The organism is Limnohabitans sp. 2KL-17 (assembly GCF_003063415.1).
Lineage (GTDB): Bacteria > Pseudomonadota > Gammaproteobacteria > Burkholderiales > Burkholderiaceae_C > Limnohabitans_A.
Genome location: NZ_NESK01000005.1, coordinates 13042 through 38131, shown reverse-complemented (window position 1 = coordinate 38131; position 25090 = coordinate 13042). Strand labels below are relative to the sequence as shown.

The 25090-nt window shown below is 58.7% G+C and carries 24 protein-coding genes and 1 pseudogene; 15 read left to right on the top strand and 10 right to left on the bottom strand.

Going from position 1 to position 25090, the window contains the following annotated elements; translation table 11 throughout:
- Positions 1–124: 124 nt before the first annotated feature.
- The 3 genes from B9Z45_RS03300 (at position 125) to ahpF (ending at position 2991) form a co-directional block, all read left to right on the top strand.
- Positions 125–544, top strand: coding sequence for a DUF423 domain-containing protein (locus B9Z45_RS03300; RefSeq protein WP_233252057.1), 420 nt, complete (start codon positions 125–127; stop codon positions 542–544).
- A gap of 140 nt (positions 545–684) precedes the next feature.
- Entirely contained in the window at positions 685–1248 is a 564-nt protein-coding gene (gene ahpC / locus B9Z45_RS03295) for an alkyl hydroperoxide reductase subunit C (protein ID WP_108405811.1), read from the top strand.
- 192 nt (positions 1249–1440) lie between these two features.
- Complete coding sequence (ahpF, locus tag B9Z45_RS03290; protein ID WP_108405898.1) at positions 1441–2991, top strand: alkyl hydroperoxide reductase subunit F; 1551 nt, start codon at positions 1441–1443, stop codon at positions 2989–2991.
- Positions 2992–3048: 57 nt separating this feature from the next.
- Here the strand turns inward: ahpF and hemP are convergent, their stop codons facing one another.
- From hemP to B9Z45_RS03250, 8 genes are all read right to left on the bottom strand, one after another.
- Positions 3049–3252, bottom strand: coding sequence for a hemin uptake protein HemP (gene hemP / locus B9Z45_RS03285; protein ID WP_108405810.1), 204 nt, complete (start codon positions 3250–3252; stop codon positions 3049–3051).
- Positions 3249–3662, bottom strand: a complete 414-nt coding sequence (locus tag B9Z45_RS03280; RefSeq protein ID WP_108405809.1) for a biopolymer transporter ExbD — start codon at positions 3660–3662, stop codon at positions 3249–3251. The genes hemP and B9Z45_RS03280 overlap by 4 nt, the downstream gene beginning before the upstream one ends.
- Positions 3652–4350 (bottom strand): MotA/TolQ/ExbB proton channel family protein, encoded by a 699-nt coding sequence (locus B9Z45_RS03275; protein ID WP_108405808.1) that lies wholly within the window; start codon positions 4348–4350, stop codon positions 3652–3654. Before B9Z45_RS03275 ends, B9Z45_RS03280 begins: the two co-directional genes overlap by 11 nt.
- A 58-nt stretch (positions 4351–4408) precedes the next feature.
- Positions 4409–5146, bottom strand: a complete 738-nt coding sequence (locus tag B9Z45_RS03270) for an energy transducer TonB (RefSeq protein WP_108405807.1) — start codon at positions 5144–5146, stop codon at positions 4409–4411.
- 20 nt (positions 5147–5166) lie between these two features.
- Entirely contained in the window at positions 5167–6276 is a 1110-nt protein-coding gene (locus B9Z45_RS03265; protein ID WP_108405806.1) for an alpha-hydroxy acid oxidase, read from the bottom strand.
- Positions 6277–6301: 25 nt separating this feature from the next.
- Positions 6302–6991: a Fe2+-dependent dioxygenase gene (locus tag B9Z45_RS03260; protein ID WP_108405805.1), complete on the bottom strand. Its 690-nt coding sequence runs from the start codon at positions 6989–6991 to the stop codon at positions 6302–6304.
- A 22-nt stretch (positions 6992–7013) separates the two neighbouring features.
- Entirely contained in the window at positions 7014–9308 is a 2295-nt protein-coding gene (locus B9Z45_RS03255) for a TonB-dependent siderophore receptor (protein ID WP_108405804.1), read from the bottom strand.
- A gap of 172 nt (positions 9309–9480) precedes the next feature.
- Positions 9481–10524, bottom strand: a complete 1044-nt coding sequence (locus B9Z45_RS03250) for an extracellular solute-binding protein (RefSeq protein WP_108405803.1) — start codon at positions 10522–10524, stop codon at positions 9481–9483.
- 176 nt (positions 10525–10700) lie between these two features.
- Between B9Z45_RS03250 and B9Z45_RS03245 the strand changes: the two genes are divergently transcribed.
- Positions 10701–11573 (top strand): patatin-like phospholipase family protein, encoded by an 873-nt coding sequence (locus B9Z45_RS03245; protein ID WP_199221830.1) that lies wholly within the window; start codon positions 10701–10703, stop codon positions 11571–11573.
- Between the two features lie 148 nt (positions 11574–11721).
- Here B9Z45_RS03245 and B9Z45_RS03240 read toward each other — a convergent pair whose 3' ends face one another.
- Positions 11722–12255, bottom strand: coding sequence for a phasin family protein (locus B9Z45_RS03240; RefSeq protein ID WP_108405801.1), 534 nt, complete (start codon positions 12253–12255; stop codon positions 11722–11724).
- A gap of 194 nt (positions 12256–12449) precedes the next feature.
- Between B9Z45_RS03240 and B9Z45_RS03235 the strand changes: the two genes are divergently transcribed.
- From B9Z45_RS03235 to B9Z45_RS03185, 11 genes and pseudogenes are all read left to right on the top strand, one after another.
- Positions 12450–13379 (top strand): histone deacetylase, encoded by a 930-nt coding sequence (locus B9Z45_RS03235; RefSeq protein ID WP_108405800.1) that lies wholly within the window; start codon positions 12450–12452, stop codon positions 13377–13379.
- On the top strand, positions 13376–13828 hold the full coding sequence (locus B9Z45_RS03230) for a thioesterase family protein (RefSeq protein ID WP_108405799.1): 453 nt from the start codon (positions 13376–13378) through the stop codon (positions 13826–13828). The genes B9Z45_RS03235 and B9Z45_RS03230 overlap by 4 nt, the downstream gene beginning before the upstream one ends.
- The gene (locus B9Z45_RS03225) at positions 13825–14562 is read left to right on the top strand and encodes a nitroreductase (RefSeq protein WP_108405798.1); all 738 of its coding nucleotides are present in this window, start codon (positions 13825–13827) and stop codon (positions 14560–14562) included. Before B9Z45_RS03230 ends, B9Z45_RS03225 begins: the two co-directional genes overlap by 4 nt.
- A gap of 25 nt (positions 14563–14587) precedes the next feature.
- Entirely contained in the window at positions 14588–16459 is a 1872-nt protein-coding gene (locus B9Z45_RS03220; RefSeq protein WP_108405797.1) for an ABC transporter permease, read from the top strand.
- Positions 16456–17292 (top strand): ABC transporter ATP-binding protein, encoded by an 837-nt coding sequence (locus B9Z45_RS03215; protein WP_108405796.1) that lies wholly within the window; start codon positions 16456–16458, stop codon positions 17290–17292. Before B9Z45_RS03220 ends, B9Z45_RS03215 begins: the two co-directional genes overlap by 4 nt.
- Positions 17261–17941 carry an ABC transporter ATP-binding protein gene (locus tag B9Z45_RS03210; RefSeq protein WP_108405897.1) on the top strand — a complete coding sequence of 227 codons (681 nt, stop codon included), beginning with the start codon at positions 17261–17263 and terminating at the stop codon, positions 17939–17941. The genes B9Z45_RS03215 and B9Z45_RS03210 overlap by 32 nt, the downstream gene beginning before the upstream one ends.
- Positions 17942–18018: 77 nt before the next feature.
- Positions 18019–19203 carry a nicotinate phosphoribosyltransferase gene (pncB, locus tag B9Z45_RS03205; RefSeq protein WP_108405795.1) on the top strand — a complete coding sequence of 395 codons (1185 nt, stop codon included), beginning with the start codon at positions 18019–18021 and terminating at the stop codon, positions 19201–19203.
- A gap of 57 nt (positions 19204–19260) precedes the next feature.
- Positions 19261–20685, top strand: a complete 1425-nt coding sequence (locus B9Z45_RS03200) for a sodium:proton antiporter (RefSeq protein ID WP_108405896.1) — start codon at positions 19261–19263, stop codon at positions 20683–20685.
- Positions 20685–21671, top strand: coding sequence for a D-glycerate dehydrogenase (locus B9Z45_RS03195; protein WP_108405895.1), 987 nt, complete (start codon positions 20685–20687; stop codon positions 21669–21671). The genes B9Z45_RS03200 and B9Z45_RS03195 overlap by 1 nt, the downstream gene beginning before the upstream one ends.
- Complete coding sequence (locus tag B9Z45_RS03190) at positions 21668–23017, top strand: DNA recombination protein RmuC (protein ID WP_108405794.1); 1350 nt, start codon at positions 21668–21670, stop codon at positions 23015–23017. Before B9Z45_RS03195 ends, B9Z45_RS03190 begins: the two co-directional genes overlap by 4 nt.
- A 22-nt stretch (positions 23018–23039) precedes the next feature.
- A pseudogene (locus B9Z45_RS03185) lies at positions 23040–24202 on the top strand (MFS transporter).
- On the opposite strand, the gene B9Z45_RS03180 reads toward B9Z45_RS03185, so the two are convergent.
- Positions 24199–25071, bottom strand: coding sequence for a TIGR00730 family Rossman fold protein (locus B9Z45_RS03180; protein WP_108405793.1), 873 nt, complete (start codon positions 25069–25071; stop codon positions 24199–24201). The pseudogene B9Z45_RS03185 and the gene B9Z45_RS03180 overlap by 4 nt on opposite strands.
- Between the last annotated feature and the right edge of the window lie 19 nt (positions 25072–25090).

The window sequence follows — 25090 nt, the reverse complement described above, 5'->3', positions numbered from 1 at the left end:
TTGCGTGTTGTGACCGTTCAATGTGCACCCTGGCGAAAGGGAAATGGCTGATCAAGGTCAAGACCCGAGCACAATCAAGTGCTTGAATGTTCCTTGTTGTCTTTTTTGCCCGTTTCTGCCTCACATGACTTTCACCCCAGAGCCTTCTTTGACCGTATCCGCCCGAATTTTCCTGAGTCTGGGTTCCCTCAGTGGTTGCGCCAGCGTGGCCTTCAGCGCCGCATTCGCACACCTTCCCGTTTTTGCTGCGGGCGTGCCGGTCATGGTGCAAACCGCCTTGACCCAGCAGCAATTTCATTCATTGGGATTGGTGATCGTGGGTTTGTCCTGCTTCTGCTTGGGCGCATCACGTTGGCTGCTGGCGGCGGGTTGGCTGATGGTGGCAGGTTTGCTGCTGTTCAGCTTCAACCTTTATGCCCGCCATGTGCTGGGTTTTGATGCGTTCAGGGCGTTGGTGCCTTGGGGCGGTGGGGCCTGGCTATTGGCCTGGCTTTGCCTGACGTTGGGCTTTGCCAGTGCGGCGGCACGCAAAACTGCCGCCTGAAGACTTGCACAAAGCTCAAAAGGCTTTGCCTATCGGCGCGATAGGAACTATTCATGAGTAGAAACCCTTGCTTGGCTTATGATTGTCACCAATGAGTTTTCTCATTCGATAGTTTTTTTAAAACCAACCAAGGAAACACCATGTCCCTGATCAACACGCAAGTTCACCCCTTCAAAGCCAACGCTTTTCACAACGGCAAATTCATTGAAGTCACCGAGCAAAGCCTCAAAGGCAAGTGGAACGTTCTGATTTTCATGCCCGCTGCTTTCACCTTCAACTGCCCAACCGAAATTGAAGACGCTGCTGACAACTACGCGGCTTTCCAGAAAGCCGGTGCCGAGGTCTACATCGTGACCACCGACACCCACTTTTCACACAAAGTTTGGCACGAGACTTCGCCAGCTGTGGGCAAAGCCAAGTTCCCATTGGTCGGTGACCCTACCCACGCTCTGACACGCGCATTTGGCGTGCATATCGAAGAAGAAGGCTTGGCATTGCGCGGCACCTTCATCATCAACCCTGAGTTGACGATCAAGACCATGGAAATCCACTCCAACGAAATCGCCCGTGATGTGTCAGAAACCCTGCGCAAGCTGACCGCTGCCCAGTACACCGCCGCCAACCCAGGCCAAGTGTGCCCAGCCAAGTGGAAAGAAGGCGCCAAGACTTTGGCCCCGTCCATCGACCTGGTTGGCAAGATCTAAATAATGTGTTGCTCGCCCTGTTACCCAGGGCGGCATGACATGAGCCCCTGCGATGCAGGGTGTTGAGCGCAGCACATGCTGGTCACAAGCTTTGCGTGTGTTGCCCTCAACGATTTCCCCAAACCCATTGTCCACTGGCCCATGTCAAAAGCGTGGGTCCAAGCCGACCGCATCCTAAAACCGGAGAACACCATGCTCGACGACACCCTCAAAACGCAATTGCAACAATACCTGGCCTTGCTGCGCCAGCCAATTCGCCTGATTGCATCTTTGGACGACAGCGAAACCGGCGCTGACATGAAGAGCCTGCTGGAGACCATTGTCAGCCTGTCGGACAAGGTCACACTGGACACCACAGGCCAGGACAGCCGCAAGCCGTCTTTTGTGGTCGCCCGTGAAGGTGAGACCCAGGGTGTGCGGTTTGCTGGTTTGCCTTTGGGCCACGAGTTCACTTCTTTGGTTTTGGCCCTGTTGTGGACAGGCGGCCACCCCCCCAAAGTAGAGCAAGACGTGATCGACGCGATCAAAGCGCTGGATGGGGACTTCAGCTTCGAGGTCTACATGTCATTGAGCTGCCACAACTGTCCGGATGTGGTTCAGGCGCTGTCCCTCATGGCCATCATGAACCCCAAGGTCAAGACCGTGGTGATCGAAGGCGGCGCCTTCCAGCAAGAAGTGACAGAGCGAGAAATCATGGCGGTTCCCATGGTGTTCCTGAACGGCAAGGTGTTTGGTTCAGGCCGGATGTCCGTGGAAGAAATCGTGGCCAAGTTGGACACCGGTGCCGCTGACCGCGATGCGGCCAAGCTCAATGCCAAGGAAACCTTTGACGTGTTGATCGTAGGCGGTGGTCCCGCTGGCGCAGCCGCAGCGGTGTACGCGGCTCGCAAAGGCATCCGCGTGGGTGTGGCGGCCGAGCGCTTTGGCGGCCAGACCAACGACACCATGGCGATCGAGAACTACATCTCGGTGCTCGAGACCGACGGTCCCAAGTTTGCGGCCGCGCTCGAAGCCCAGGTGCGCCACTACGGCGTGGACATCATGAACCTGCAACGGGCCGACAAACTGACGCCCGCAGGGGCCGACGGTTTGGTACGCATCCAGATGCAAAACGGCGCGACGCTCAAGGCCAAGACCGTGATCTTGTCGACCGGTGCCCGCTGGCGCAACGTGAACGTGCCCGGCGAAGCCGAGTACAAGAACAAGGGCGTGGCTTACTGCCCGCATTGCGATGGCCCGCTGTTCAAGGGCAAGCGCACGGCAGTCATCGGTGGTGGCAACTCGGGCATTGAAGCCGCCATTGACCTGGCGGGCATCGTCGAACACGTCACCGTGATCGAGTTCGCCGAGCAACTCAAAGCCGATGCGGTGTTGGTGAAGAAGCTGCACAGCTTGCCCAACGTGACGGTGCACACCAACGCTCAGACGACCGAGATCACAGGCGACGGCAGCAAAGTTAACGGCATCCGTTACAAAGACCGTGCCACCGGCACCGAGCACCATGTCGAGTTGGCAGGTGTGTTCGTGCAAATTGGCTTGGTGCCCAACACCGAATTCTTGAAGGGCACCGTCGAGTTGTCCAAGTTCGGCGAGATCGTGGTGGACGCCAAGGGCCACACCAATGTGCCGGGCGTGTTTGCGGCGGGTGACTGCACCACGGTGCCGTACAAGCAGATCGTGATTGCCGCAGGCGAAGGCTCTAAGGCCGCACTCAGCGCCTTTGACCACTTGATTCGCTCTTGAGCGCGCCAGCGCAGGCATAAAAAAACCGGACCTTGTGTCCGGTTTTTTTGTGGCCGCTTATTTGGTCAAGATCAATTTCCCCTGCCGGGTGGTTTGCAATCGGTAGATCTCGCCCAAATGCCGGATGAGCAGCGACGAATGGCCCGCCAGCAGATCACTGCTGTCCACGATGCGCAGGCCTGCTGGGGCGCTGCTGCCTTGAATCGGCAAGGGCTGTACCCTTGGGCTCGTGTTAGCTTGGCCGTCATCGCTGTGGCTCATGGTCGTTTGCCTCCGGTGACAAAACCGATCTTGACCAGTCCGGCGCGTTGGGCAGACGTCATGGCATCGGCCACGAATTCGTAAGGCGCTTTTTTGTCGCCCCGGATGTACAGCTGGGGTTGTGGGTCTTTGCTGGCTTGTTGCCGCAGCGCATCTTCCAGCGCGTCCGCCGCAATGGCCTGTTTGCCCAGGAAGAACTGGCCTTGTGCATCCACGGCCAATTGAAGGTTTTCGGGTGGCGTTTTATCGCGGCTGCTGCTGGCGCGCGGCAGCTCGACCTTGACGGCATGTTGCACCACCGGGATGGTGATCATGAAGATGATCAGCAGAACCAACATGATGTCCACCAAGGGCGTCATGTTGATCTCGCTCATCACCTCATCTTGTGCTTCACTGGCTTCAAACGACATGTTGGCCTCCGTTGTGGGTGACGCGGGTGCCGGTCACATAGTAGGCGTGCAGGTCGTGTGCAAAGCGGTTCATGCGGGCAATGATGAATTTGTTGCCGCGCACCAAAGCGTTGTAGCCCAGCACGGCGGGAATAGCCACGGCCAGACCCAGCGCGGTCATGATGAGGGTCTCGCCGATCGGGCCTGCAATGGCGTCGATGCTGGCATTGCCGTTGGCACCAATGGCCACCAGCGCGTGGTAAATGCCCCAGACTGTGCCAAACAAGCCTACAAATGGCGCGGTAGAACCAATGGACGCCAGGATGGCCAGGCCGTTTTGCAGGCGGCTGGTGTGGTCGTCAATGCAGTTGCGCAAGCTGCGCGTGACCCAGTCGCTGATGTCCAGGCGGTCGTGCAACTGTTTTTGTGCGGCCTGGTGGTGTTCGGTGGCCTCTTGCCCCACTTGGGCCAGGGTGTGGAACAGGTTGTCCGGGCGGTGGCTGAGCACGTCCAGGCCTTCGGCCAGACTCGTGGTGTGCCAGAACTGTTCGCTGCCCAAGGCGCTTTGTTTGTGTTTCCAGACGTCCAGCGCCTTGAGCACGATGACGATCCAGCTGATGACCGACATGCCGATCAGGGCGATGAGGATCAGGCGGGTGACCGCGTCGCCTTGGGTCCAAATGTGGGCGAGGCCAAATGATTCGGGCATGACAAAAACTCCTGTGAATGGGATGGAAAAAATGGGTGAGGCTCGGACGGGGTGAAGATCAGTCCAGCACAAAACGGATGGGCACGTTGAACCACATGGCCTCGGGCAGACCGTTGCGTTGGCCGGGCACAAAGCGCCAAGCTTTGACGGTCGTTAAGGCCGTGTCGTCCAGGCGGGCATAGCCGCTCGAGGTGCGGATTTCGGCTTTTTCGGCGCGGCCTTCGGGCGTGATCAACACACGAATGACAACCGTGCCTTCTTCGCCCAAGCGTTTGCTCTGGCGTGGGTAGGGTGGGGCAGGGTTGTTCAGGTAGTCGGCGCTTGTGGACGGCAGCACCACGGCTATTGCTGTGGCGTTGGAGGCAGGGCGTTGGTTGCCTGCCGGCGGTGCGGTAGGCGTGGCGGGTGCAGCAGGTGTCAGTGCAGGTGCAGCGTTTGACACGATGGGCGCGACATTGCTGGGGGCCGTGGGTGACAGCACAGGCGCGGGTTGCACCTGAGTGCTGATGGGCTTGGCCACAGTCTGCGGCTTGGGTTCTGGTTTTGTTTGGTGTTGGATTGGGGGTCTCGCCGGCTCCGGTTTGGGTGCGGGTGGTGCGGGGGCATCCATGACCACGCTGGCCATGATCACGTTGTCTGGCGCGCTCGCTGGGACCACGCTGGTCAACACACCGCTGCTGACCAACCAGGCCACACCAGCGTGGCCCAGCATCACCGCACCGGTCACGCGCCAGGTGCGGCTTTTGTGGATGCGGTAGGGCTGACGCATCGGGTCTTCAAAATGGGCTGCTTGCATAAAGTGGGGCTCAAAGGAAATCAAGCGACATAAACCGGCTCTGGAGACCACAAGCGGTCGATGCCAATGTCTTGGATTTGGGCGCAACCCGTCAGGGCCATGGTTGCCTCGAACTCATCGCGCATCAGGCGCAGCACATGCGCCGCGCCGCGTGCGCCCGCATGGGCCAGGCCATACAGGGCGGGGCGGCCGATCAAGGCCGCATCGGCCCCCAGCGCCAGCGCCTTGAACAAGTCGGTGCCGCGCCGAATGCCGCCGTCCACCAGCACCAGCGCTTGCGGCTGGTATTGGCGAACGGCTTGTACGATGCGCGGCAGCAACTCGGCCGTGGCTGGCAGGGTGTCGAGCACGCGGCCACCGTGGTTGCTGACGATCACCCCTGCTGCCCCCAGATTCAGCGCTTGCACAGCGTCTTGCGGGTGGGTGATGCCCTTAAGCAGCACGGGCAAACGGGTTTGCCCCATGAGCCACTGCACATCGGCCCAAGTGGGCGCGGCATCGACCAAGCCAGCGCACAGGCCTTGGGCGTGGTTTTTTGCAGGGCCGTTGTCGGGGGCCTTCCAATGCGCCGCCTTCACGCCCTCGGGCAAAGGCATGCCGTGGCGGCGTTCGCGGTCTCGCACACCGTGTACCGGGGCGTCCACCGTGAGTACCAGGGCTTCAAAGCCGACCGTTTCGATGTGTGCCAACAATTCGCGCAGGGCACCCCGGTCAGCCAGCCAGTAGAGCTGAAACCACAAGGGACCACGTTCGGCGTCTGAAGCCACCAGCGCCGCCACGTCGTGCAAAGGCGTGCTGGTTTGGTGCGACAGCACCATGCCGCAGCCTTGCGCAGCAGCGGCCAAAGCCATGCCCGATTCCCCATCGGCATGGGCCCAGCGCTGGTAAGCCATGGGGGCCACCAGCAGCGGCATGGGCCATTCGCGCCCCAGCAGGTTGCATCGGGTGTGGCCGCCGCGCAGGTCTTGCAACACGCGGGGCGACAAGCGCAGGTTTTGCCAAGCGGCCACGTTGTGGCGCAGTGTGATTTCGTCTGCTGCGCCACCGCTGAAATAGGCCCACGCAGCATCGCCCAGCGCCGCTTGTGCGGCGTGTTCGTGGTCTTGCAGGGTGACGATGGGCGTGGTCATGGTGTGTGCGGGTTCAAAGAGCAGATCAGGTGTTGGCCCACTGGCGAAGCAGCTGGTGATACACCCCGGTCAAAGCCGTGGTTTCGGTCGTTTCGCCGTGATGTTCGCGCAGCTTGAGTAGGTTCATGTCCAGGTCAAACAGGATGTGTCGCTGCTCGTCCGAGCGCACCATGCTTTCGACCCAGAAAAAGCAAGCCAGCCGCTGGCCGCGTGTGACGGGTGTGACTTCGTGCAAGGTGTTGCCGGGGTACAGCACGGCATGGCCTGCGGGCAGCTTCACGCGGTGGACGACCTCTTGGTCCTGCACGCTCAGCTCGCCGCCTTCGTAGTCGCCTGGGTCGTTCAAAAAGACGGTGCACGACAAGTCTGTGCGCACGCGTTGGCCATCGGCACGCAGGCGAATGGCGTTGTCGATGTGCCAGCCGTAATGGGGGAATTCGGGGGTGTAGCGGTTGATGCGCGGTGTGAAAATTTTCAGCGGCAAAGCGGCTGAAAAGAAGGTGCTCGACTGGTCCAGCCCACCGAGCACCGCGTGGCGAATTTTCGCCGCCACCGGGTGGTCGTGCGGTAGTTGCAGGTTGTCTTTGACCGTGCGGGCTTGGGGGCCCGCACTGCCTCGCCCGTCGGCCCAGTCGGATTCGGGCAAGGCCAGCAACTGGTCGCGGGCCTGGCGCACAGTGTCCGTGTTGAGCAATTCGGGCAGAAAACGGATCATGAAAAACCTTGGTCTTGGCGACTTAGAACTTGTAAGACGCGGTGACTTGCGTCAAGCGGCCCGCACCAGGGATGTAATGACCGGGGTACAAAGCATCGGCATACAACTTGTTGGTGACGTTGCTCACATTGGCTTTGAAGCTCAGCGCGTCGCTGTAGGCGTACTCGGCCATCAGGTCGCCGACCACGAAGGAACGCACTTCAAACTCGGACCGTGTCGGTGTCTGGCGGCCACGGAAAGTGACGCCACCGCCCACACGCCATTGGCTGCTGACTTGGTATGTCGTCCAAGCGCTGCCGCTGTGCACGGGGGTCAAGGCCGGGCGGTCGCCCACGCGTTCACCTGCCGCGCCTTGGCTGCATGAGCCTGTGGCAGGGCAGGGGGCAGCCTTGCTGACTTTGGCATCGGGCATCCAGGTGAAGGACCCGAACACTTCCCATTTCGGTGTCAAGCGACCAGCCACATCGATTTCCAGTCCGGAGACATAGCGGCTGCCGGTCAGCGTGACCACGGGCAACAAGGGGTCGGTGTTGCGCTCGTTTTTCTTAGTGGCGCGGAACAGGGCCAGCCGGGTGGTGAAGCGTTTGTCGGCCGAGTCGAGTTTGGCCCCCAACTCCCAGTTCACCGATTGCTCAGGTGGCGTGTCCACATTGGAGGCGCCCAGCGAGTAGGTGTCGCCCGAAGTGTTGAACGACGTGCCATAAGACAAGTGGAAGGACTGCAAATCGTTCGGCTGGAACAGCACGCCTGCGCGTTTGCTCCACTCGCCCACCCTCATTTGGTAACTGGTTTTGGTGCCGTTGTCGGTGGCGTTCGTGGGGTTGCCGAATTGATCGTAGTCACCTTTGAGCTTGTCGTAGCGCAAGCCGCCCAGCACTTTCCAGTGCGGTGCCACTTGCACCAGGTTTTGCAGGTAGGCCCCCCAGCCGGTGCTGCTGTACTGGTTGTTCACACGTAGCACGCGGGTGCTTTCGTCCACCCAGGCCCCATCGTTCGGGGTGCCAATGGTGGTGGTGGGCTTGGTGATGGTCACGCCACCTTGCACACCTGCTGTACGGGCGGCGTACACAGTTTTGTCTTCGGTGGCCAGGTCGACCCCGGCCAGCAATTCGTGTTTCAGGCCCAGCGCCTGGAATTTTTTGCTGAAATCACTTTGCACATGCAGCGTGTCCATGTCCTGAATCTTCAGGTTGTTACCCCGGTTGATGACCGTGTTGGGGCCGAAGGTGGCCAAACTGACGGCTTGGCCCCCCGGTTGGCTGGCGGCATTGGCAAACCGCACAGTGCCAGCGCGCTGATCGCGTTCGTATCGCCCCTTGCGGATTTGCGTTTTGAGTTCACTGTCGGCCGAAAAACGGTGCGTGTGGCTCGCGCTCAGATGCGTGGTACTGCCAGCGTTGTAGTCGCTGGCGGCACCGTAGTAGGCCGTGGGGTCCAGCGGCAAAACGGTTGACTCGAGTGCAGAGGACGAGCTGTTCGGGCGAATCCAGGGCAAGCCATAGTTCATGCCGTTGTTGTTGTTCAGGTGGTACAGCCCGACTTGGAACTCGTCCTTCTCACCAATGCCCCAGCGGTAAGCCCCGGCGACGCCTTCTTTGTCCAAAGAGCTGCCCGAGCCGTTGTTGTCGGCTTGGGTTTTCATCACGTTCAGGCGCAGTGCCGCACTCTCACCCGTCTGCTTGTTGAAATCGCCCACCACACGCACATGGTTGTGAGACCCCAAGGTCAAGTCCACTTGGTGTTCGTCCATCAGGCGGGGTGTTTTGCTGACTTGGTTGACTGCACCGCCCGTGGAGCCACGGCCAAACAACATGGAGGCCGAGCCGCGCAGCACTTCGAGGCGGTCAAGGTTGTACGTGTCGCGCTCATAAAAAGCCGGGTCGCGCACGCCATCGACAAACACATCGCCTGTGGCTTGCAAAGAAAAGCCGCGCAAACGGATGTCTTCTTCGCCACCTTCGGCCGCCAAAAAGCTGATGCCAGCCGTGTTTTTCAGGGCCTCTTTGAAGGTGTCCAAGTTGCGGTCATCCATGAGCTTTTCGGTCACCACCGTCACCGATTGCGGGATGTTGCGTAGCGCCTGTTGGCCTTTGCCCATGCGTGTCTCGGTGGCGCGGACGCTGTTTTTGCCTTCAGCCATGTCGACTTCAGCTTTGTCTTTCACCGTCACCGCTTTGAGCGTTTTTTCTTCTGGCTTGTTGTCTTGCGCCATGACGTAAGGCGTGGCAGAGAGAGAGCCGGCCAGCATCATGGCCGCCAGAGGCAACAATTTGGGTGGGGGCTGCGTGTTTTGGGCGGATTTGTATCTTTGAGTCATGGTGATGCGAGTCATTGAGAAAGAGGAAATGGCAAAACGGGGTTTTGCCGCTGAGTTCAATGGCTGGCTATCACCACCCGAGCGGCGCTCGGTGTGAATGGCTGGCTGTCTAATTCGGGTGGCCTGATTTCAGAGGACTGAAATCAGGCAGGCTGCTGGGTGTTGACCGGCTTCACTTGAATCCCACGCGATCCAGCATCTGCTGCACCTTGATTTGGTTCATGCCGACGGCGCTGATCGGGATCAGCTCGCTTTTGAAACTGCCGCCGGTCATGGCTTTGAGCGCGGGGTTGTCGAAGCTCACCCCCTTGGCGGTCGGCCACTCGTTGTTGCCGTTGGCAAAGTGGTTTTGCGCGGAGGGGCTGGCCAGGTACTCTAGAAATTTCACCGCGTTGTCGGTGTTTTTTGCGTGGCGAGCCACGGCCCCACCGGCTACATTCATGTGCGTGCCCCAGCTGCTTTGGTTGGGGAATACGACAGCGATTTTTTCGGTCACTGCGCGGTCTTCGGGTTTGGACGATCGCATCAGGCGGGCCAGATAGTAGGTATTGGTGAGGGCGACACCGCATTCCCCTGAAGCTACACCCTTGATCTGGTCAGTGTCTCCACCTTTAGGGCTACGGGCCATGTTGTCCACCAGGCCTTTGAGCCAGGCTTCGGTCTTTTGGGGCCCAAGGTGTTCGATCATGGCGCCAAACAAGCTGAGGTTGTAGGGGTGAGAGCCCGAGCGGATGCACAGGCTGCTCTTGAATTTGGCATCGGCCAGTTTCTCGTAGCTGTCCACATCGGTTTCACTGAATTTCAGCTTGTCGTAAACGATGACTCGCGCCCGGGTCGACAAGCCAAACCAGGCTGTGCCGCCATTGTCAGCAGGTTTCGCGCGCAGGTTGGCGGGAATGGCTTCTTCCAGTTTGGCCGATTTCACAGGCAGGAACAGCCCATCCACTTCAGCACGCCAAAGACGAGCGGCATCCACCAGCAAAATCACATCTGCCGGGGATGCCGAGCCCTCAGCCTTCAGACGGGCGAGAATACCGGCATCGTCGGCATCGACCCGGTTGATCTTGATGCCGGAAGATTTGGTGAACTCGCTGTACATGACTTCATCGGTCGGATAGTGGCGGGCCGAGTAAATGTTCAGGACTTTGTCTTGCGCCATGCCCGTTGAAGCGACCAAAAGCCCAGTGATGCTCAAGATGAATTTGAAAAATTTCATGGTCTTCGCGTTGGATGATTCTGCGTTAACCAAATTTTATCCCAAATGAGAATGATTATCAATAAGACCAAAGGAAAGACATGAATTTATTGCCAAGGGATGGGCTTAAGTGCGAGTCTTCAGCACGACCCAGGATGGGGAAAAGCCGGTGGTTCAAGACTTTGGCCATGTTGTTGATGGCGAGTACCCTGGTGGCCTGCAGCACTTTGGGCACTGCGCCCACACCAGGGGCCGGGGGGGGGCCGGCACCTTCCGAGCGCCGAGAGGTTCGCCTGGGATTGGCTTTGGGGGGCGGTGCAGCCCGAGGTTTTGCCCACGTGGGGGTGATTCAGGTGCTGGAAGAGGCCGGTTTGCGACCCGGCTACGTGGCGGGCACCTCGGCGGGCAGTCTGGTGGCCGCTTTGTATGCCAGCGGCAAAACCCCGGCTGAACTGGTTCGCGTGGCTGAGACCATGCAAGAGGCAGATATCACGGATTGGATGCTGCCGATATTGAATCGGGGGGCCTTGCGAGGGGAAGCCCTGGCCAAGTACGTGAACACGCAGGTGGGTGGGCTCAGCCTGGAGCAGATGAAGATCCCCTTGGGCATCGTGGCAACTGATCTGGGCAGCGGTGAATCCATCACCTTCCGTCGTGGCAACACCGGCTCTGCCGTGCGGGCATCGAGCGCAGTGCCGGCCGTGTTTCTGCCCGTTCGCGTGGGAGATCGTGAATATGTGGATGGTGGCTTGGTTTCACCGGTACCGGTCCGTCAAACACGGGACTTGGGGGCCAATTTCGTGATCGCGGTGGATATTTCAAGCGATCCTGAAGGCAACCCTTCGGGAGACACCTTTCAGATCCTGATGCAAACATTCACCATCATGGGCAAAAGCATCAACACCTTGGCCTTGAAGGATGCCGACTTTGTGGTTCGCCCGGCTTTATCGGGTGTGAAAAGCTCGGACTTCGGTGCCCGATTGCGCTCCATCGAAGCGGGGCGTGTCGCCATGAAGTCCTTGCTGCCGAGTTTGAAAGCTCGCCTGGCAGCTTTTGAAGCAGGGCGCTGACACACGGAGAACAAAGTCGAGTGCAAAAAAAGGGCTGATCTTGCGATCAGCCCTCAAGGGATCCCTGTTTCCCAGATGAAATTCAAAGAGATCCGAGGAGACAACTTGCAATAAGATCAGGTAGCTTAAAGACCTGACGATTTTGAAATTACTTTTTCTTGCCAGCTTTAGGGGCGGCTGTCTGTGCCACAGAAGCCAGATTGGATTCGGCCAGATCGGTGGCTTGCTTGACGGCTTTTTGCACGGATTCGAATGCGCTGTTGGCAGCGGTGACAGCGCCTTTCATCATGGCGACAGCTTGCTCGGAACCGGCAGGTGCGTTTTGGGCGGCACTGTCCACCAATGTGGCGAATTGCTTTTGGGCGGCTGCGGCCTGGACTTCGAGGGCCTTGGTGAATTCACCCGTGGTACCCGATGCGATGTCATACAAATGACGGCTGTAAGCAGCAGTCTTTTCAGCCAAGGGCTGGAACAGATTGGCTTGCATGGCCACCAGGTCTTGGGCGTCTTTCACGCTCAGGACTGCCTGGGTGCTGTTGGCAGACTCGTCCAAAGCGGCTTTTGCAGCGCTCAGGTTCAGTTCAACCAACTTTTCAACGCCTTCGAAGGCTTTGGCGGTCAGGCCAAACAGGGTTTCAACATTGGCTTTGTGTGAGGCGACGATTTGTTCAGCGGTCATCATGAGAATCTCCAGATCAAAAAATAAAGTGTGGTTTAAGGAAGACTGCGCCGTAACTGGCCGGGGCCTTACAACATTGTTGCAGTGCAGCATGGTTTGAATTTTAGGGTCTCTACGAGGCATTACAAGGGGATTGAAGGCCACTCTGCTCAGTTTAGAGAGGGTTTTCTAGAATTCATCAAATTCCAGACCGACTCATGCACGCCTATTACGCCGATCACTTTGTATTGCCTTTGCCCGAAGGTCACCGTTTTCCGATGCGCAAGTACAGCCGATTGCGTGACCGTTTGACCGGTGAACTGCCCGGGGTGAAGATGTGCAAAGCGCCTGCAGCCAGCAATGGCGAGTTGGCGTTGGTTCACACACCCGCATATATCCAAGGCGTGAGCACAGGGGGACTGGATGCTGCCTTGCAACGTGAGATCGGTTTCCCCTGGAGTCTGGCCATGGCCGAGCGTGCCCGCAGATCGGTGGGTGCCACTGTGGCTGCTGCCCGCGATGCGTTGGTGCAGGGTGTGGCTGGTAATCTGGCTGGGGGCACGCACCACGCTTATGCCCACAAAGGTGGCGGCTTTTGTGTTTTCAATGACATCGCCGTCACGGCTCGCCTGATGCAAGCCGAGGCCTGGCGGCATGATCGGCGCAAATTGAATGTGGCCGTGATCGACCTGGACGTGCACCAGGGCAACGGAACGGCGCATATATTTGCCAAAGACCCGAGCGTTTTTACCCTGTCGTTGCATGGCGAGAAAAATTTTCCGTTTCGCAAGGAGCCCAGCGACCTCGATGTGGGCTTGCCCGATGGCTGCAAAGATGAGCCTTATCTGGCCGCGCTTCACCAGGCTTTGCAAAGCTTGGAAGACAGGTTCGATCCGCATCTTGTGATTTATCTGGCCGGTGCCGACCCTCACGAGTGCGACCGCCTGGGTCGACTGAAGCTGACGCAAGATGGCATGCAGGCCCGCGACAGGACTGTCATGGATTGGGCCTGGCAACGGAAGTTGCCCGTTGTGCTGTGCATGGGTGGCGGTTATGGCCACGACATCGAGACCACGGTTCAGGTGCAAATGCAGACCTGGACCGTGGCTTTGGGCTACTGGCAACGCTGGCACAATCTCAAGCGATGAACACACCCGCCAAGCCCCCCGAAAAACCCCAAGCCGACTTGCGCAGCAGTTACAAGGTGTTCCGAGCCATCGGCACGCGCTGGATGGACAACGATGTTTACGGCCATGTCAACAACGTGGTCTATTACAGTTGGTTCGACACCGCCGTGAACGCCACATTGATTGAGCAGGGTGTGCTCGACATTCATGCAGGCTCAACCATCGGCCTGGTGGTGGAAACCCAGTGCTTTTATTTCGTACCGCTGGCCTTCCCCCAAACCATCGATGCGGGCATTCGAGTGGCCAAACTGGGCACGTCGAGCGTCCGTTACGAAGTGGGCCTGTTCGCACAAGGCGATGACAAGACCGCCGCCCGCGGGCACTTTGTGCATGTTTACGTGGACCGCAAAACCCGTCGTCCCGTGCCATTGCCCAGCGCATTCAAAACATTTCTGGAGACATTGACATGAGCATTTCGCCGATCGGCCAGCAAGTCAGCACCCGCGTGAACGACCCCGCCAGTGTGGACGCCGCCATCCTCAGCCGTTTTTCCACACGCGCCTATTTACCCCGGGCGGTGGACCGCAGCGTGCTGCAAGAGGTGCTGGAACTGGCCGCCCGGGCGCCCAGCGGTACCAATACCCAGCCCTGGAAGGTTTATGTGCTCCAAGGCGCCAAGCGCGATGAACTTGTGGCCAAAACCTGTGCTGCGCACGATGCCATCAGCGCCAACCCGGCGCTGGCTGCTGAATACACCGAGTCATATGACTATTACCCTGAAAAATGGGTCAGCCCCTACATTGACCGCCGCCGCGAGTGTGGTTTCGGCCTGTATGGTGTGCTGGGCATTGGTAAGGGCGACAAAGGGCGGATGCATGAACAGCACCAAAAGAACTTCCGATTCTTTGATGCCCCCGTGGGCCTGATCTTCACCATCGACAAAGTGCTGGGACGGGGCAGCTTGCTGGATTACGGCATGTTCCTGCAGTCTCTGATGATCGCGGCACGCTCGCGCGGCCTGCACACCTGTCCACAAGCGGCATGGAATGGTTTTGCCAAGATCATCTTGCCCCTCGTGGGAGCAGGTGAGTCCGAAATGGTGGTGTGCGGAATGTCGCTGGGCTATGCCGACGAGTCGGCAACGGTGAACACCTTCGAGACGACTCGCGTTCAGGCGCAAGATTTCACCCACTGGGTGGATTGATTCATCTTCCCCGCAAGGTCTTGCTTTGGGATTCGATGCTCTGGCGTTGCAACTGCTCAATGGGCTGAGCCATGCCACCACCTTGTTTTTGATGGCTTCCGGGCTGACGCTGATCTTTGGCGTCACCCGGATTGTTAATTTTGCCCATGGCAGTTTTTTCATGCTGGGTGCTTTGTGGGCGGCACACGCCGTCACCAACTGGTGGCCCGCCTGGGGTGATTCCGCTTTCGGCTACGCCGCTGCAATGCTCATGGGGGCTGGCCTGGCTGCCATGTTGGGCGCCATCACCGAGGTGTTGCTTTTCAAGCGTATGCGGCAAGCCCCTCAGCTGTACCAATTGGTGGCCACTTTCGGGCTGACGCTGGCGCTGCACGACGCCATGCGCTGGTACTTCGGGCCTGAGGAGGTTTTTGCCCCACGTTTTCCTGGCCTCAAGGGCGCTATGGCCTTAGGTGAGTCATTTTTCCCGACTTGGCAACTGTTCACCCTTGTTTTGGGCCCACTGGTCTGGCTGGTTCTTCACCTGTTGCTCACGCGCACCCTGTGGGGCCAGCGTGTCAAGGCCGCCACGCAAGACCGTGACATGCTGGATGCGTTGGGCGTGAATCCTGCGCCGCTGATGCTGGGGGTGGTCATGCTTGGCTGCGGCCTGGCCGGATTGGCAGGGGCGTTGCAATTGCCGCGTGAACCTGCCCACTTGCAGATGGATGTGAATATGGTGGTGGAGACCTTTGTGGTTGTGGTCACTGGCGGGCTGGGCAGCATCGGCGGTGCTTTTGTGGCGGCCTTGCTGATTGGCTTGATCCACGCGTTGGGCCTGAGTTTCTTTCCGCAAGCGACATTGGTCCTGGTGTTTTTGACCATGACTGCTGTGCTGGTCTGGCGACCTCAAGGCCTAGCGGGGGCTGCAGTCCATGCTGAGCAACGAGAAAGCGTGCCGGTTTTCTCGCTTTGGCCGGTGGGCCAGGCAGGCAGGGCCTTGTTTGTATTCGTGTTTTTGGGCTTGTCGTTGCTGGCCTGGCGTCAAGGCGACTATGGGCGAAGCCTGGTTGAAGACGTGATGGTGATGATGTTGTTTGGCTTGAGCCTTCAGTGGATGATGGCCTTGGGTGGGCTGGTCAGCTTTGGACATGCGGCCTTTTTTGCATTGGGCGCCTATGGCGCAGCCTTGGCCCACTTGAACGCGGGGGCTGGCTTGTTCGTGGCGCTGACAGCAGGAACGGTGCTGGCGCTGACCGTGGCGTTGGTGTTTGGGGCCTTGGTGGTGCGCAGCAGCGGCGTTTACCTGGCCATGCTTTCTTTGGCGCTCGCGCAAATGGTCTGGGCGGGCGCCACGCAATGGGTGGGACTCACGGGCGGAGACAACGGCTTGATTGGGCTGCGACTGATCGCGCCCGAATGGCGACCCTTGGCAGATGCTGTGTTGTGCGGCTTTTTGCTGCTGTCGCTGGTGGTCATGGCCAGGGTGGCAAACTCTGGCCGTGGGGCGGCCTTGCAGGCTTTGCGCGATGCGCCCTTGCGTGCGGCGGCCAGCGGTTTACCCGTTCAGGCTTTGCGCTATCAGGTGTTTGTGGGCAGCGCCACCTTGGCGGGTTTGGCCGGTGGTTTATGGGCTTCATTCAAAGGCGCTGTCTTTCCATCGGTGGCTTCGGTGGCCATGTCGGTCGATGCTTTATTGGTCATATTGCTGGGTGGCGTGCACCAACTGTGGGGCTCAGCTGTCGGCAGTGCCCTGTTGGTGTGGGGTGGCGCCGAGCTGGGCCAGGGCCTTGACTATTGGCGCGGCGTTTTGGGTTTGCTGATCATGGCCGTCATGTTGCTGGCCCCCAGCGGCGTGCTGGGCGGTGTGCAGCTGTGGCTAGCGCATGTGCGTTCGCCACAAGGGCCTAAAGCATGAAGCAGCTGGTGAATTCCGGGGGGCAGGCACTCTTGCAGGCGATTGGCCTGAGCAAGCATTTTGGGGGCGTGCGTGCACTGGATGAGGTGAGTTTTGAGGTTCAGTCAGGTCATTGCGTGGCTTTGATTGGCCCGAACGGGGCGGGTAAATCCACCTGTTTTGCTTGCCTGGCCGGGCAACAAAAACCCACAGCGGGCGAGGTGTTCTGGCAAGGCCAGCCCTTGCTGGGCCAAACGCCTGCCGAGCGTCAGCGCCGTGGCGTCGCCCGAACTTTTCAGGTGGCCCAGACTTTTGAAGCGCTGACCGTGTTGCAAAACATCCAGTTGGTGCTGCGCGATGCCACACCCTTGTCTTGGTGGGACCGGCTGAACCAGCGCCAGCCCGAACGGTCACTGCAGTTGGCAGCGCAAGTAGGCTTGCAAGCCTTGGCTCATGCCACCGTAGCCGAGTTGCCGTATGGTGCCAAAAAACGTCTGGAGCTGGCCATGGCTCTGGCCGGTTTGCCTGAAACCGGGCCTTCGTTGTTGTTGTTGGACGAGCCCGCTGCTGGCTTGGCTGAGCAAGAGCGTTCCGACATGATGGCGCTGGTGCGGCAAGTGGCTGCGGGCGGCGTCACTGTGCTTTATACCGAACACAACATGGACGCCGTGTTTGGTGTTGCCGATCGTGTCCTGGTGCTGATGCAAGGCCGCTTGGTCGCTGATGGCTTGCCTTCTGATGTGGCACAAGACCCTCTGGTTCGGCAAAATTATCTGGGCTTGGATTTCAACGCCCCCAAGGTGGCCAATCAGAATGACCCCCATGCATCAGCAACAGAAGGCACGTGTGTCTGACACCCGGCTTGATGTGAAGCAGTTGAACGCCTGGTACGTTCAGGCACAAGCCTTGTTCGATGTTTCGCTGGTCGTGAATGCGGGTGAATTGGTGGTCTTACAAGGCCTGAATGGCGCCGGCAAGTCCAGTTTGCTCCAGTCGCTGATGGGTATTGGCCCAAGGGCCACTGGCCAGATCGAGTGGGCAGGGCAGCGCATCGACGGCTGGCCTGCCCATCGCCGGGCTAAAGCTGGTTTGGGCTTTGTGGCAGAAGACCGTCGCTTGTTCAGTGGGCTTTCAGTGCAAGAAAACCTGTGGATCGCGGCGCGTGCAGAGTCCAAAGCCGCCATGGCGCATCAATTTGACCGAGTGCTGGCCCTTTTCCCGGGACTGGGCCAAATGCTCAGCCGACCCGCCAGCCAGATGAGTGGCGGCGAACAGCAAATGCTGGCCATCGCCCGTACGCTGATGACAAGCCCACGCCTGCTATTGCTGGACGAGCCCTGTGAAGGCATCGCCCCGGTCTTGGTGCAAGCCCTGCGGGAAGCGCTTTTGCAACTGCGTGGCGAGGGGATGAGTTTGCTGGTGGCTGAGCAAAACGACATTCTGGCCGCGCATGCGGACCGGGTACTGGTGCTGACCAGCGGGCGCCTTCAAGCAGAGGATTGAGTCAGTCATGTCCCTCTCAAGGCATCCTATACACTGACATACAACCCCGAGCGGCCCAAGTCGCCAGAGACAAAACCATGATCATCACCAGCCTGCTCGACACCGACCTCTACAAGTTCACCATGATGCAGGTCGTGCTGCACCAGTTTCCCGGCGCGCAGGTGGAGTACAAATTCAAATGCCGCAATCCAGGTTCGGCTTTGGCGCCTTTTGTCAACGAGATCCGGCAGGAAATCCGCTCACTGTGCAGCTTGAGCTTCAATGAAGGCGAATTGCAGTATCTGCGTTCGCTGCGCTTCATCAAAAGTGACTTTGTCGATTTTTTGGACCTTTTCAAGCTCAGCGAAAAGTACATCCAGGTCACGGCGTTGCCCTCTGGCGAAATCGACATCACCATACAGGGCCCCTGGTTGCACACCATCCTTTTCGAGATTCCGGTGCTGGCGATCGTCAATGAGGTGTACTTTCGAAACACCCAGAAGGTGCCCGATTTGATGGAAGGCCGTCGTCGTCTGGACACCAAAATCGCCCAATTACAGTCCCCTGGGTTGGAGACTCTCAAAATTGCCGATTACGGCACACGCCGACGTTTTTCTCGGGCTTGGCACGAAGAGGTTCTCCGCGTCCTGTCCGCCCGATTGGGCATCGGGCCCGATGGCCAATTTGCCGGCACCAGCAATGTCTATTATGCCTATTTATTGGGGTTGACCCCGTTGGGCACCATGGCCCACGAGTATTTGCAAGCAGCCCAGGCCCTGGGGCCTCGTTTGCGCGATAGCCAAGTGTTTGCCTTTGAGTCGTGGGCCAAGGAATACAGGGGCGATTTGGGCATTGCCTTGAGCGATGTGTATGGCTTCAATGCCTTCTTGCGGGACTTTGACTTGTATTTTTGCAAGTTGTTTGACGGCGCACGCCACGACAGTGGTGACCCCTTCAGTTGGGGGGAGCGCATGATCGCCCACTACCAGCAAAATCGGGTGGACCCGAAAACCAAGACGCTTATCTTCAGTGACAGCCTGACGATTCCCCGCACCATCGAGTTGTTTGGGCAGTTCCAGGGGCGTTGCCAACTGGCCTTTGGCGTGGGCACCAACCTGACCAATGACTTGGGGTACGAGCCCTTGCAGATCGTCATCAAGATGACCCGTTGCAACGGCCAGCCAGTGGCAAAATTGTCTGATTCTCCTGGGAAGGGCATGTGCGACGACGAAAAGTATCTGGCCTATCTGCGGCAAGTTTTCGAAATTTCCCCCATGGCCTGATGACGCCTTCAAGGGCCGGTACCATACGGGTCCATGAAACAACAAGAGGGACAACAGATGAAGTTATCAACACCGGGCAGTGTCATTCGTGGGGGGGTGTTGGCGCTTGTTGCTATGCCGGGTTGGGCGCGTGCAGCTGACCTGGGTGGAACCGAGCTGACGGCGTTGTGGGGCATCCCATTCGCAGGTATTTTGTTGTCAATTGCGCTGCTGCCTCTGTTGTTGCCCCATTTCTGGCACCACCACTATGGCAAGGTGGCAGCGGCTTGGTCATTGGCTTTCTTGTTGCCATTTGCGGCGGTATTTGGTGTCAGCATCGCGGGCGTCAACCTGGTGCATGCGTTGTTGGCTGAATACATCCCGTTCATTATTTTGCTGACAGCGCTTTACACAGTATCGGGTGGCATTTACATCCGGGGAAATTTGCATGGAAGCCCGGGCCTGAACACTGCCATCCTGGCCATCGGTGCCGTGTTGGCCAGCTTCATGGGAACCACAGGGGCTTCCATGTTGTTGATTCGGCCGCTGATCCGGGCCAACGACAACCGCAAACATGTGGCCCATGTGGTGGTGTTTTTCATCTTCATTGTTTCCAATGCGGGTGGCTCATTGACCCCTTTGGGCGATCCACCCCTATTTTTGGGCTTCCTTAAGGGCGTGGATTTTTTCTGGACCGTCAAGAACATCTTTCCTGAGAGCCTGTTCCTGATTGGCTCTTTGCTGGCGATTTTTTTCGCCCTGGATTCCTGGTTTTATCACCGCCGTGAAAATTTGATTCCCGTTGACCCCACGCCCGATTCAAGGCAGATTGGTTTTGACGGCAGGGTCAACTTTGCCCTGCTGGCCGGCGTGGTGGTGTTGGTGCTGATGAGTGGGATTTGGAAATCTCCCGTATCTTTCAATATTTACGGAACCGAGGTGGGGTTGCCAGGCGTGTTGCGCGATCTGGGCTTGGTGGCCTTGACGTTCTTGTCACTCAAAATCACTCCTGCCCAAGTCCACCAAGACAATCAATTCGGATGGGCGCCCATGGCCGAGGTTGCCAAACTTTTTGCCGGCATTTTTCTAACCATTATTCCCGTTATCGCCATGCTCAAGGCGGGAGTAAATGGGCCATTCGGCGCTGTGGTTTCGGCTGTGACTCAGCCCGACGGCAGCCCTGATGTGATGATGTATTTCTGGATCACGGGTCTGCTCAGTTCTTTTCTGGACAACGCGCCCACTTACCTTGTTTTCTTCAACACGGCTGGCGGTGATCCTCAGGTGCTGATGACCACCTTGGCACCTACGCTGGCGGCCATTTCGGCAGGTGCCGTGTTCATGGGGGCTAACACTTACATCGGCAATGCGCCCAATCTTATGGTCAAGGCCATTGCCGAAGACCGTGGCGTGAAGATGCCCACCTTCTTTGGCTACATGCTTTGGTCAGGGTGCATTTTGTTGCCCTTGTTTGTGGTCATGAGTTTCATCTGGTTCAAATGATGTCCAAACCTTCCATTCTGGTGGCCCGGGCCATCTTCCCCGAAGTCCTTCAGTCTCTGGCGCAGGTGTTTGAAGTTGAAAGCAACCAGGCCGATGAGGTGTGGTCTGCCGCTGAACTGACTCGTCGCATGCAGGGCAAAGTGGGCGCCTTGACCACGGGCAGTGAGCGCATCGATGCAATGCTGCTGCAGGCCAACCCCCAGCTCAAAATGGTGGCCAACATGGCTGTGGGCTTTAACAATTTTGATGTACCGGCCATGACGGCTGCGGGCGTTTTGGCCAGCAACACCCCCGATGTGCTGACTGAAACCACCGCCGACTTCGGTTTTGCGCTGCTTATGGCCACCGCCCGTCGCATCACAGAGAGTGAGCATTTCTTGCGTGCCGGCCACTGGACCAAATGGAGCTACGACATGTTCGCCGGTGCCGAAGTGCATGGCGCCACCATCGGCATCCTGGGCATGGGCCGCATCGGGCAGGGCATTGCCCGACGGGCGGCACATGGTTTTGGCATGAACGTCACTTACAACAACCGCAGTCGCCTGAGCGCCGACCTCGAAGCCGAGTGCAAAGCCCGTTATGTGACCAAGGAAGAGCTGCTCAAGACCGCTGACCATGTCATGTTGGTGGTGCCCTATAGCGCCGAATCCCATCACACCATCGGCGCGCCCGAGCTGGCCTTGATGAAACGCACCGCCACCTTGGTCAATATTGCACGCGGTGGCATCGTCGACGATGCGGCTTTGGCCAAGGCCTTGGCAGCAGGCCAAATTGCGGCTGCCGGCCTGGATGTGTTCGAGGGTGAGCCGAAAGTTCATCCCGAATTGTTGAAGGTGTCCAACGTGGTTCTGACGCCGCACATCGCCAGTTCCACGGTCAAGACGCGCCGGGCCATGGCGCAGCTGGCTGCTGACAACCTGGTCGCTTACTTCACCAAGGGCCAGGCCCTCACCCCGTTGAACACTCTGAACGGCGCGGCTGCATGAACGACATGCTGGTACCGGGGCTGGTGGCCTTGAATTTGCTGCTGGTGCTGGTACTTGTTTTCAAGTCCAGAACGGCACCAGACAGCAGTGCAGACCAAGCTGCACGGCAAGAAAGGATGTTCGAGGCCCTGCAAAGCCAGACAGAACGGCTTGAGCGTGAACTGCGCACCGAAATCAGCCAGTCTGGCGTATTCGGACGTCAAGAGTCCATGCAGACGCTGACCTTGTTTCAGCAATCGCTGCTGCAGCAAAGTGCCGAAGCAACCCGCACCCAAAACCAGCAAATTGATGCCCTGGCCCAACAACTGGCCTTGCTGCAAAAAAGCCTGACCGACAGCCTGGCCCAGCAGGTAAACGCTTTGTCTGAGGCCAATGCCCGCCGCCTGACCGAGATGCGCGGCACCATGGAAACGCAGTTGGCCCAGCTGCAGCAAAGCAACTCGGCCAAACTGGACGAAATGCGCCAGACCGTGGACGAAAAACTGCAGGCCACGCTGCAAGCCCGTTTGGGCGAAAGCTTCAAACAAGTGGCCGAGCGCCTGGAGCAGGTGCACAAAGGCTTGGGCGAAATGCACCAACTGGCTCAAGGTGTGGGCGACCTCAAGCACCTGCTGACCAATGTCAAAACCAGGGGCATGTTTGGCGAAGCCCAACTGGCCTCTTTGCTGGAACAGGTGCTGGCCCCCGAGCAATATGCCGTGCAGGTGGCCACCCGTCCCGGCGACAAGAACCGGGTGGACTTTGCGATCCGTTTGCCGGGCCGCTCAGACAATGGCGATCCGGTCTGGCTGCCGATCGATGCCAAGTTTCCCAACGAAGATTACGAACGCCTGCTCGAAGCGCAAGGTCGTGCCGACCCTGTGCAGGCCGAGTTGTGTGCCAAGGCCCTGGAAGCACGCATCAGGCTCGAAGCCAAGTCGATGGCCGAGAAGTACTTGGAGCCACCCCACACCACCGATTTTGCGATCATGTTCTTGCCCACTGAAGGCTTGTATGCCGAAGTGTTGCGCCGCCCTGGCTTGATGGAAACCTTGCAGCGCGATCACCGCGTGACCCTGGCGGGTCCGACCAATCTGATGGCCATGCTCAATGCCCTGCAAATGGGTTTCAGGACTTTGGCACTTGAAAAACGGTCCAGTGAAGTCTGGCAGGTGCTGGGTGCTGTCAAGACCGAATTCGGTAAATTTGGCGAGGTGCTGGCCAAGGTCAAATCCCAGACCCAGACCGTGCTCAACACCCTGGAACAGGCCCAGACCCGCAGCAACGTGATGCATCGGGCTTTGCGACAGGTTGACGCTTTGCCAGAACCAGAGGCACAAGCCCTGTTGCCCGGCAGTGAAAATTGAAGACGAGGCCAGCAGGCGTGGCATGAAGCACCCGCTGCCCCGGCTGATTGCAGGACAGGTTTTTTTGCACGCTTGCATGGCGGGGATGCGCATGGCGATCCCTTTGCTGGCTCTGAAGCAAGGTTTCAGCGCCATGGCCGTGGGGGCATTGCTGGCCTTGTTCGCGTTGACCCAAGTGTTTCTGGCCTTGCCTGCAGGGCGCTACGCCGATCGCAAGGGCCTCAAGAAGCCTTTGTTGATCAGTGTGATCGTGTCCTCGGTGGGGGCTGGCTTATCGGTGCTGTGGCCCATATTTCCCGTCATGTGCATCAGCGCCCTGGCCACTGGCGGGGCAACGGGCATGGCCGTGATTTCATTGCAGCGGCACGTTGGCCGCATGGCCAAAGACCCGGCAGAACTCAAGGTGGCCTTCAGCTGGCTCTCCATTGGCCCGGCGATTTCCAACTTTTTGGGACCGGTGATGGCGGGCCTGCTGATTGACTATGCCGGCCCGGATCCAGCCCACCTCAGCGGCTTTCGTTGGGCCTTTTTCGCGATGGCAGTTTTGCCATTGAGCACCTGGTTCTGGGTGCGCAAGGTGCCTGAACTGCACACCACCAAGCCCACTGAGGGCGGCGCTCCTCTTCGGGCGATGGGTCTGCTGGCCGAACCCATGATGCGGCGATTGCTGGGGGTCAACTGGTTGCTGTCTTCGTGCTGGGATGTGCACACCTTTGTGGTGCCGGTGCTGGGGCATGAGCGGGGTTTCAGCGCCTCAGTGGTGGGCTCCATACTCGGCGCATTTGCCATCGCTGCGGCCTTCATCCGGGTGTGTTTGCCCTGGCTTTCGCGCCATGTGCAAGAGCACCAGATCATCACCGGTGCCATGGTCTGCACAGCGCTTTTGTTCGGCTTGTACCCCTTCATGCTCACGCCATTGAGCATGGGTTTGTGTTCTGTTTTGTTGGGTTTGGTGCTGGGCGCAGTGCAGCCCATGATCATGAGCACCTTGCACCAGATCACCCCCAAGCATCGGCAAGGCGAAGCCTTGGGTTTGCGGCTGATGAGCATCAATGCGTCTAGCGTGTCATGCCCGTGGTCTTTGGGGCTGCCGGTGCCGTGGCCGGCGTGGCCCCGGTGTTCTGGGTGGTGGGAGCTGCAGTGGGCCTGGGCTCACGTGCAGCGTGGCGCTTACGGCCGGGTTAAACCACGTTCAACTGGTAAAAATCGCAAATGACTTGCCATGCGACCTCAGGTGTGTCCACATAGCTGAAAAGCTTCAGGTCCTCTGGCGAAATCATGCCTTCTTCGACCAGCACATCCATGTTGATCAGGCGTTTCCAGTAATCGGTGCCGAACAGCAAGATCGGTACGGGACGGGACTTGCGTGTTTGCACCAGCGTCATCACTTCAAACAGTTCGTCCAGCGTGCCAAAGCCGCCGGGAAAAGCCACCAAAGCCTTGGCGCGCATCATGAAATGCATTTTGCGCAACGCAAAATAGTGGAACTTGAAGCTCAGCTCGGGCGTGACGTAAGGGTTGGGTCTTTGCTCATGGGGCAACACGATGTTGAGTGCAACAGAGGGTGCGCCTGACTCTTGCGCGCCCCGGTTGGCGGCTTCCATGATGCCTGGGCCACCGCCCGTGCAAATGAAAAGCTTTTCATCGTCAGGCAGGCATGAGCAAGACTGTGCCACCAATCGGGCAAAGGCCCTGGCATTTTCGTAATGCTGTGCATTGCGCACCCCGGTTTCGGCTTGGGTCAGGTCTTGCTGTAGGCCGCTTTGTGTGGCCGCATGAAGTTGGGCCTGTGCGGTGGCCATGTCCGGAAAGCGGGCACTGCCAAACACCACCACCGTGTGTTCAATCTTGGCCTCTGTCTGGGCCAGGTCGGGTTTGAGCATCTCCAGCTGGAAACGGATACCACGGGTTTCTCGGCGCAATAAAAATTCTGGATCGGCAAAGGCCAGACGGCTGGCTTGGGGTTCCAGCAAGCCTGCATCGTGGAACTCTGTTTGTGTTTCAGCCCAAGCGGGGGGCAGGGATGGCGCATGGAGGTCTTGAATCGATTGCATTCAGCCATTGTGCCTTTGC

Bases quoted from the DNA above. Each gene is read 5' to 3' on its own strand.
- B9Z45_RS03270 (WP_108405807.1), bottom strand. From the start codon at position 5,146: ATGCAAGCAGCCCATTTTGAAGACCCGATGCGTCAGCCCTACCGCATC.
- B9Z45_RS03195 (WP_108405895.1), top strand. From the start codon at position 20,685: ATGTCCAAACCTTCCATTCTGGTGGCCCGGGCCATCTTCCCCGAAGTC.
- B9Z45_RS03275 (WP_108405808.1), bottom strand. From the start codon at position 4,350: ATGCCCGAATCATTTGGCCTCGCCCACATTTGGACCCAAGGCGACGCG.
- B9Z45_RS03300 (WP_233252057.1), top strand. From the start codon at position 125: ATGACTTTCACCCCAGAGCCTTCTTTGACCGTATCCGCCCGAATTTTC.
- B9Z45_RS03225 (WP_108405798.1), top strand. From the start codon at position 13,825: ATGAGCATTTCGCCGATCGGCCAGCAAGTCAGCACCCGCGTGAACGAC.
- B9Z45_RS03250 (WP_108405803.1), bottom strand. From the start codon at position 10,524: ATGAAATTTTTCAAATTCATCTTGAGCATCACTGGGCTTTTGGTCGCT.
- ahpF (WP_108405898.1), top strand. From the start codon at position 1,441: ATGCTCGACGACACCCTCAAAACGCAATTGCAACAATACCTGGCCTTG.
- B9Z45_RS03280 (WP_108405809.1), bottom strand. From the start codon at position 3,662: ATGTCGTTTGAAGCCAGTGAAGCACAAGATGAGGTGATGAGCGAGATC.
- hemP (WP_108405810.1), bottom strand. From the start codon at position 3,252: ATGAGCCACAGCGATGACGGCCAAGCTAACACGAGCCCAAGGGTACAG.
- B9Z45_RS03255 (WP_108405804.1), bottom strand. From the start codon at position 9,308: ATGACTCAAAGATACAAATCCGCCCAAAACACGCAGCCCCCACCCAAA.
- B9Z45_RS03200 (WP_108405896.1), top strand. From the start codon at position 19,261: ATGAAGTTATCAACACCGGGCAGTGTCATTCGTGGGGGGGTGTTGGCG.
- B9Z45_RS03265 (WP_108405806.1), bottom strand. From the start codon at position 6,276: ATGACCACGCCCATCGTCACCCTGCAAGACCACGAACACGCCGCACAA.
- B9Z45_RS03215 (WP_108405796.1), top strand. From the start codon at position 16,456: ATGAAGCAGCTGGTGAATTCCGGGGGGCAGGCACTCTTGCAGGCGATT.
- B9Z45_RS03240 (WP_108405801.1), bottom strand. From the start codon at position 12,255: ATGATGACCGCTGAACAAATCGTCGCCTCACACAAAGCCAATGTTGAA.
- B9Z45_RS03180 (WP_108405793.1), bottom strand. From the start codon at position 25,071: ATGCAATCGATTCAAGACCTCCATGCGCCATCCCTGCCCCCCGCTTGG.
- B9Z45_RS03235 (WP_108405800.1), top strand. From the start codon at position 12,450: ATGCACGCCTATTACGCCGATCACTTTGTATTGCCTTTGCCCGAAGGT.
- B9Z45_RS03260 (WP_108405805.1), bottom strand. From the start codon at position 6,991: ATGATCCGTTTTCTGCCCGAATTGCTCAACACGGACACTGTGCGCCAG.
- ahpC (WP_108405811.1), top strand. From the start codon at position 685: ATGTCCCTGATCAACACGCAAGTTCACCCCTTCAAAGCCAACGCTTTT.
- B9Z45_RS03245 (WP_199221830.1), top strand. From the start codon at position 10,701: ATGGCGAGTACCCTGGTGGCCTGCAGCACTTTGGGCACTGCGCCCACA.
- B9Z45_RS03230 (WP_108405799.1), top strand. From the start codon at position 13,376: ATGAACACACCCGCCAAGCCCCCCGAAAAACCCCAAGCCGACTTGCGC.
- pncB (WP_108405795.1), top strand. From the start codon at position 18,019: ATGATCATCACCAGCCTGCTCGACACCGACCTCTACAAGTTCACCATG.
- B9Z45_RS03190 (WP_108405794.1), top strand. From the start codon at position 21,668: ATGAACGACATGCTGGTACCGGGGCTGGTGGCCTTGAATTTGCTGCTG.
- B9Z45_RS03210 (WP_108405897.1), top strand. From the start codon at position 17,261: ATGCATCAGCAACAGAAGGCACGTGTGTCTGACACCCGGCTTGATGTG.